The organism is Metapseudomonas cellulosilytica, from assembly GCF_049334135.1.
Lineage (GTDB): Bacteria > Pseudomonadota > Gammaproteobacteria > Pseudomonadales > Pseudomonadaceae > Metapseudomonas.
This window is the reverse complement of the sequence record NZ_JBHZGN010000028.1, coordinates 84,384-90,848: the sequence shown is the minus strand read 5'-3', so window position 1 is coordinate 90,848 and position 6,465 is coordinate 84,384. Positions and strand designations below refer to the sequence as shown.

6 protein-coding genes are annotated in these 6,465 nt (G+C 61.2%); 2 read left to right on the top strand and 4 right to left on the bottom strand.

Going from position 1 to position 6,465, the window contains the following annotated elements; all coding sequences use genetic code 11:
- Positions 1 to 846 precede the first annotated feature (846 nt).
- Together ACFW0H_RS26145 and speB are read right to left on the bottom strand one after the other, a co-directional pair.
- Positions 847 to 1,302: a GNAT family N-acetyltransferase gene (locus ACFW0H_RS26145; RefSeq protein WP_422916755.1), complete on the bottom strand. Its 456-nt coding sequence runs from the start codon at positions 1,300 to 1,302 to the stop codon at positions 847 to 849.
- A 142-nt stretch (positions 1,303 to 1,444) separates the two neighbouring features.
- On the bottom strand, positions 1,445 to 2,398 hold the full coding sequence (gene speB / locus ACFW0H_RS26140; RefSeq protein ID WP_422916754.1) for an agmatinase: 954 nt from the start codon (positions 2,396 to 2,398) through the stop codon (positions 1,445 to 1,447).
- A 129-nt stretch (positions 2,399 to 2,527) separates the two neighbouring features.
- On the opposite strand from speB, the gene ACFW0H_RS26135 reads away from it, so the two are divergent.
- On the top strand, positions 2,528 to 3,421 hold the full coding sequence (locus tag ACFW0H_RS26135; RefSeq protein WP_422916753.1) for a LysR family transcriptional regulator: 894 nt from the start codon (positions 2,528 to 2,530) through the stop codon (positions 3,419 to 3,421).
- A 373-nt stretch (positions 3,422 to 3,794) separates the two neighbouring features.
- Positions 3,795 to 4,964, top strand: coding sequence for an MFS transporter (locus tag ACFW0H_RS26130; RefSeq protein ID WP_422916752.1), 1,170 nt, complete (start codon positions 3,795 to 3,797; stop codon positions 4,962 to 4,964).
- Between the two features lie 107 nt (positions 4,965 to 5,071).
- Here the strand turns inward: ACFW0H_RS26130 and ACFW0H_RS26125 are convergent, their stop codons facing one another.
- Positions 5,072 to 5,233 (bottom strand): hypothetical protein, encoded by a 162-nt coding sequence (locus ACFW0H_RS26125; protein WP_422916751.1) that lies wholly within the window; start codon positions 5,231 to 5,233, stop codon positions 5,072 to 5,074.
- Between the two features lie 70 nt (positions 5,234 to 5,303).
- The gene (locus ACFW0H_RS26120) at positions 5,304 to 6,290 is read right to left on the bottom strand and encodes an AraC family transcriptional regulator (RefSeq protein ID WP_422916750.1); all 987 of its coding nucleotides are present in this window, start codon (positions 6,288 to 6,290) and stop codon (positions 5,304 to 5,306) included.
- Between the last annotated feature and the right edge of the window lie 175 nt (positions 6,291 to 6,465).

Sequence of the window (6,465 nt, the reverse complement as noted above, 5' to 3'; positions counted from 1 at the left end):
ATCGCAAATAAACTCTCGAATTCACGAGTGTTACTTGTGATGCTGATAATCAGTTGACTATCAGTCTTACCTCACAAGCACCCACACGAATTGCTTGATTCAGTTGTTAAAGAGCGTTTCGATCAAGCCTTTCGTCTCAACCGAGGCCGCGCATTCTACAGCAGCCTTTCTTACTGTCAAGCTGTTTTTCGAAATTTTCTTTTCTACTCAACCGCTTGCGCTTCCGATCCGATTCACTCTTCTCGTCAGCGGGAGGCGAATTCTACAGCGTTCAAACCCGCTGTCAACACCTCTTTTTCCACTTCATTCGCCAGAAGCGAACACTTCGAAGCAGAACCTTCCGACACCCTCACCGCTCGCTTAACTCATTGATTATCAAGGAGTTTTGCTTGGCGACTGCGCCGGAAGTGGTGCGCATTATAGGGATGCAAAAGCTGCCGTCAACCGTTAATTGAAATCTTTTTGTCATCCCATATCGGGAGTGCGCACATCCTTACCCTTCTATATAGAAAGATGCGAACTACTACCCCTCCAGATAGCATCCCCACCTGGTCGCGACTAATGGCGGTTTGACACTGGAACTACCGCACCACCTGCGGGATCAACCGTACAGAGGCTGGCGCCGCGCAACGCGGTCTGGAGCCAAGGAGCACCAGCGCTGCAAGGTTGCACCCAGGGCGGGGAACGCGCGGCGCCAGCCGGCTTCTACCCGATCAGCAGAAAGGAGATCGATATGCAGGCGAATCGTGGGGTACGCGCGGCCAGACCAGATGCATCCGGGGAAGCGCCCGGCGCCTGCACCCTCCCTCGCCATCAGGGCGACGCGGATGAACCCAGCGGCCCGCCCTACCCCAATCGATACTCCAGGACTTCATCGCCGGCATCGTCCAGCTCCCCAGTGGAGACCCAGCCCAGATGCCGATAGAAGCCATAGGAACGAACTGCAGCATCAGTCGAGCAGCCGAGAAAGAGCCTCTTGAATCCTGCCACCTTGAAGTCATCCACGACGAACTGCAGCAGCATCCGGCCTATTCCCTGCCCTTCGTATTCGGGAAGTAGCGCCAGCACCACGATTTCCCCGCTACCCCTGTCGCCGAAGCAATAGCCGATCATTCGGTCGTCCATACAACAGACATACCCGGGGCAGCTGCCGTCCCTGATCCCGTCGCTCCAGGTATCGACGGTGATTCCCAGCTCCCTCAGTTGCTCTTCGGAGAAGGCGTTCTCCCGGGTTCGAGCACGAATATCAATGCACGCTGCTGCATCTCCGGGAACAGCCTTACGGTAAGTTCTGTTTCTCATTCCGATACCCCCTCATCTTGAAGATTGGCGCGCTGCAGAAAAGCTATGGCGAGGGCAGCCAACACCCCAGCGCATCGCCCATCGGCGCCACGCACCAGGCTCGTGAATTCGCGATTCGAGCACGTCCGCAAGCGTTGCCTTGTCAGCGCGTCATGCACTTGTGCCGCCAGGCGTAGAGACAAACCATTTCCATCGCGAGCGTTGCACCTGCGAGGGCGGTCATTTCCGCGTGGTCATACGGCGGCGAGACTTCGACCAGGTCCATCCCGATGATGTTGATACCCCTGAGCTCCCGAAGAATCTCCAGGGCCTGGTAGCTCGACAGGCCACCCGCGACTGGCGTTCCAGTACCCGGTGCAAAGGCCGGGTCCAGGCAATCGATGTCGAAGGTCAAGTAGACAGGATGATCGCCAACGCGCTGGCGAATTTGCAGGGCGACCTTCATTGGCGACACTTCATGCACCTTGCGCGCATCGATGATGTCGAACCCCATTGGATCGTCATTGGTCGTGCGTATACCGACCTGGATCGAACGCTCCGGAGCGACGAGCCCCTCCCTGGCCGCGTGATAGAACATCGTCCCATGCTCGATCCTCTTGGCTTCATGGTCCGGCCAGGTGTCGGTATGGGCGTCGAAGTGCACGAGAGAAAGGGGACCATGTACCTTGGCGTGCGCTTTCAGCAGTGGGTAGGTGATGAAATGATCGCCCCCCAGGGTCAGCATTCCGCATCCGCTTTTCAGTATCTCGTCCGCGTGCCGCTCGATGGCCGCCGGCACCGACTCCGGCATCCCCGGGTCAAAGGCGCAATCGCCGTAGTCGACAGCGGCCAGCACCTCGAACGGATCGAACTCCCACGGCCAATGGCGGGCCCAGGCAATCCCCGTCGAGGCGATGCGCAGCCCTCGGGGCCCGAAGCGCGTCCCGGGGCGGTGGGTAGTCGCCGTATCGAAGGGCACCCCCGTGATCGCCAGATCCACCCCGCCGAGATCGCGGCTGTAGCGTCGGCGCATGAAGCTCGTGGCACCGGCAAAGGTGCTCTCGGCCTGAGTTCCGTGCAGGCTGGAACGGGTAAATGCCAGATCGTTTTGACTCATCGGTCTTGCACCTCAGAAGAGACATTCGGCTGACGCCCAGGAGCGTCGTCGGCGAATTCTGCAGTGCCTGCATATAACGTAAAATATGAAATATCCTAATATGACATTAACCAAACGTGATGTATCGCCATGCTCACCCAACTTAGGGATATGGACCTGCAGCTGCTGCGGATTTTCGTGACCATCGTCGAGAGCGGCGGCTTCAGTGCGGCTCAGGGCAAGCTTGGAATCGCTCAGTCGACCATCAGCACACAGATGTCCAAGCTCGAGACCCGTTTGGGGTTTCGGCTTTGCGAGAGAGGGAAAAGCGGCTTTCGCCTGACACCAAAGGGCGAGCGGGTGCTGCAGTCGGCCAAGCGCCTGCTGGAGGCGCTGAATGCCTTCACCCGCGAGACTCAGGACGTTTCGGAAGTCTTGCTTGGCGAACTCCATATCGGAATATCCGAGCTGCTGGCCCCGGCGGTGATCGAATCCATTGCCAGAGCCGTTGGCGACTTTCGCCAGCGCGCCCCGGAAGTCATCATCGAGATAACATCCGTGACGCCGGCCGAACTGGAGCGGCAGCTGCTCAACAACGAAATCCAGCTCGCAATCGGTTACTTCTCGGAGGACCAGTCGGCCCTGAACTACGAGCCGCTATTCGTCGAGAAGCAGGCGCTGTTCTGCGGCAAGCGGCACCCCCTCTTCGCAAAGAAGTCGGTCAATCTCGACGACCTGACAACCGCGAACAAGGTCGCCCACCTCTACAAGACCAACTCCATCGGCTCCCGGCTGCGAAGCAAACGGCAGACCGCACTCTCGGAACAAGCGGATGCCGACCTGATATTCGCGCTCTCCGGCGCGCACATCAGCTTTTTGCCCGAGCACATCGCGGAGCCATGGGTATCCGCCGGAAAGCTGCGCAAGCTTCTGCCAGATGAACTGAGTTACGACGTCAGCTTTCACCTCGCGACGGCAAAGAACCGAGAGGCCAGCGAGGTACTCGAGGTATTCAGGGAACACCTGCTCGCCCAGTTCAGCTAGCCATCGCATCGACCGGCAGGGTTCCTGCTCGCCCAGAGCAATGGCCACGTTGACGGGATTTCCAGCACTCCTTAGAGTTCGGGGACTTTCATGCTGCCCTATCGCGCCATGACCCCATTGCTCCATCCCGCCGGCTCGGAACTGGTCTTCCGAGCCCTACCGCACAACCGCACCTGCGACTCGGTGACTCGTCGCAGGCGCAGCGTGTTGTTCGCCTTCACCTTCTCTCCTCCCTCCAGCGCCCGCTAAGCCGGCCTGATGCCTGCGCCCGACGGGCGTGGGATTCGCCGCGCGCCCTTCCGATCGCTCGTTCGCCGTGGCGGCACGAGCCAGTTCGCATGCATTGGCATCCCTCGACAATCCGCGCCGAGGGGTGTGGAGAGAAACCATGAACAAGTCCCTGTTGGCGATCCTGCTGTTCGCTGTGTCCATTGTCGGGCTCAGCCTCGGTGCCACCCTTCCCCTGGTCGCCCTGCGCCTGCTGGAGTCCGGCGCCAGCACGGTGCAGATCGGCCTGCTGTCGGCGGTCCCGGCGGCAGGCATGATCCTCGCCTCGCTGCTGGTGGATCGCCTGTGCCGGATGCTGAGTCGGCGCCGCCTGTACCTGCTGTGCTTCGTGCTATGCGCGGCCAGCACTGCGGCCATTGAACTGACCACCTCCTCGCTCTACCTGCTGGGTCTGGCGCGACTGGTGCTGGGGATCGGCATGGGCCTGGCCATCATCCTGGGTGAAGCCTGGGTCAACGAGCTCTGCGTCGAGTCCAATCGCGGCACAGTGGTGGCGCTGTACGCGACCAGCTTTACCGCCTTCCAGTTGCTCGGCCCGGCCCTGGTCGCAGCGCTGGGTGCGCAGGCGCCCTGGGTCGTCAGCCTGGTCAGCCTAGGCCAGCTCCTCGCCCTGGCCACCGTGGCGCTGGCCATGCCCGAAGACCGTGGACATCTGCACGAAGAGGCGCCGCGCAGCTTCTCCCTGGCCGGCTTCGTGCGCGAGGCGCCGGCCCTGAGCATGGGTGTGTTGTTCTTTTCGTACTTCGATAGCGTGGTGCTTTCAATGTTTCCTGTGTACGCCTCGAGCCACGGCTATGCAGTGAGCGTCGCCGCATCCATGGCCACAGTGATCCTGCTGGGCGACATGGTTTTTCAAGTGCCGCTGGGCTGGTTCTCCGACCGCTGCGAACGCACCGCGCTGCACCTCGGCTGCGGCCTGCTCGCCTTGCTGCTCAGCCTTGGCCTGCCGCTGCTCATAGCAACGCCGACACTGTTATGGCCTGCGCTGGTGCTGCTCGGGGCGGTGGCTGGTGGTATCTACACCCTGGCGCTGGTGTTGATCGGCCAACGCTTTCGCGGCCGCGATCTGGTCACAGCCAACGCTGCTGCCGGCCTGCTCTGGGGAATTGGTAGCCTCCTGGGTCCGCTGCTCAGTGGCGTCCTGATGGACCTTGGCCCCCACGGCCTGCCACTGACCCTGGCGGGCGTCGCGGGGTTGTTCGTGTCAACCGCGCTGGCGGAATGGAAGCGGGAAGAAACAGTGCGGGGCAGCTGATCGGTCGGCTCTTGCCTCATAGCAGCATCACCTGCCAGCTCGTGAGCCGAATAATCGACTTATTCGGCTCACATCAACTGACCCGCCTGACTGGAAGTGGTCTTTGCTCAACCCCGCTTGGTCGGCCATTTCCACCATGCGCCGCCGATGAAAACCAGCGGCAGAAATAGCAGGAAAAGGCGTTCGGAAAATGCCTGCGCCGCCAGGAAAACCACCACGGCAACGATCAGGGCTACAAGGAGCGCCTTGGCAGTCGGGCTGCGAATCACGCTACACCCCTCTTCCGTCCTCCAGAACGAACTCCGGCTCAGCAGATAGAGTACGCCCCCTGCTCCGCGCTTACTCGCACTCAGGCTGCCCACAAGACGGGGCCTTGCGCGCTTCGCTCGGCGTGCACCCATAACGCGCCTTGAAGCTGCGGGCGAAATGCGCCTGGCTCGAATATCCATGACGGTAGGCGACCTCGCTTATATCCAGCCCAACCGCCTGTGGGCTGCTGAGCATGCGGCGTGCCTGCCCCAGGCGCTTGTCGCGGATATAGCGGCTGACCGAACCGCCCTCCAGCGTGAAGAGCCGCGCCAAATGGCGCACCGAAATACCGACCGCCTGGGCCACACTTTCACAATCCAGGTCCGGGTCGCCCAGCTGCTCGGCGATCATCCGCTTGGCCGCCAGCAGATAGGAAGCGCCGTGGGCGCTGACGCGACGTTCGCCTGCCTGGCCGGCGATGATGCTTGCCAGCAGCTCGATGGCTCCATCCTGGAAATGACCCGCTTCATCATTCAGGGGGCGCTCGAAGAACTCCCAGGTGCGATCGGCCAGGGTACGGATCAGCAGGCGCTGCAAACGGGTCTCGACGCCAACCTTGAGCGGGCCGTCGAGTCGCCTCAGGCAGCGCTCGCCGAACAACTCCTGCGGGATGTCGAAGATGAACTGGCGCATCGCGCCGGAGAAACCGAACAGGTAAGGCCTGTCGGTGCGGTAGATGACCAGTTCGCCCGGCGCCAGCAAGGTGCAGTCATCACCCTGGTAGAAGAACGAGCGGCTCCCCTGCACCAGGGAGACGAAAACGGACTCCTTGGGAATGGCGCGAACCATCGCGGAGTCGCGCTCCACCACGTGCTCGTTGCCCTGCACCAGAGCAATGCTCATGTCGTCCAGTTCAAGGTTCGACTGGGATGCCGCCAGGCCGCTGCCGGAGTAGGAGGAACACTTGAGGCCGACGAGACAGGAGGCGTTGTACTGCTCCCAGAAGCTGAGCCGCTGATCGAGGGGTATGTCGTGGGTATCGGCTCGCCGGGTTTCGAGCAATGCGCATGAAGTCATTTTTATCGTTCTCATGAGATCGCTGCGAATCGATCCCCCGGTGAGGCTCGACCGTTCCCGGGGACCTTTCGTCACGAGGAGCGCGACAACCGCATCCAGCCACAGGCCTCGCCGCCCGCCTCGCAACGCCAGATCATTAACATCTGAACAGTATCTGTCGTCAACCTTGCCCCCA

Bases quoted from the DNA above. Each gene is read 5' to 3' on its own strand.
- ACFW0H_RS26145 (WP_422916755.1), bottom strand. From the start codon at position 1,302: ATGAGAAACAGAACTTACCGTAAGGCTGTTCCCGGAGATGCAGCAGCG.
- speB (WP_422916754.1), bottom strand. From the start codon at position 2,398: ATGAGTCAAAACGATCTGGCATTTACCCGTTCCAGCCTGCACGGAACT.
- ACFW0H_RS26135 (WP_422916753.1), top strand. From the start codon at position 2,528: ATGCTCACCCAACTTAGGGATATGGACCTGCAGCTGCTGCGGATTTTC.
- ACFW0H_RS26120 (WP_422916750.1), bottom strand. From the start codon at position 6,290: ATGACTTCATGCGCATTGCTCGAAACCCGGCGAGCCGATACCCACGAC.